1 pseudogene is annotated in these 438 nt (G+C 63.9%); it reads left to right on the forward strand.

The features are described from left to right. Nucleotides 1–247: pseudogene (locus ABS735_RS38525) on the forward strand (transposase); the annotation flags it as partial. Between the last annotated feature and the right edge of the window lie 191 nt (nt 248–438).

Below are 438 nucleotides of genomic sequence, written 5' to 3' on the forward strand. Positions count from 1 at the left end.
CTCGCTGGCCGCGAAGGGCCTGACCACCGGCGAGGTCCAGGCCCACCTGGCCGAGGTCTATGGCGCCGAGGTCTCCCGCCAGACCATCTCCACCATCACCGACAAGGTGCTCGAGGGCATGGCCGAGTGGCAGAGCAGGCCCCTCGACACCGTCTATCCGGTGGTCTTCATCGACGCCATTCACGTGAAGATCCGCGATGGTGCGGTGGCCAACCGGCCCATCTATGTGGTAAGGCTCGGAGGGGGGTTTGTTGGTGTACCGGCTGCTCGCTGGCCTGGGGTGTTGTGGGTTCGTTGAGAAGCCGGGTGGACGGTTAGGTCGGGGTGGGCGGGGGTTGAGCTGGGGTTATGCGTTCTGTGTGGGGCGTGGCGGGGTGAGGTGTCGGTAGTTCTGGCATGTAATGGCTCGTTTGGTGTTTTTGCTGGTCAGGGCTGTTT

It is taken from the genome of Streptomyces sp. MMCC 100, from assembly GCF_041538145.2.
Lineage (GTDB): Bacteria > Actinomycetota > Actinomycetes > Streptomycetales > Streptomycetaceae > Streptomyces.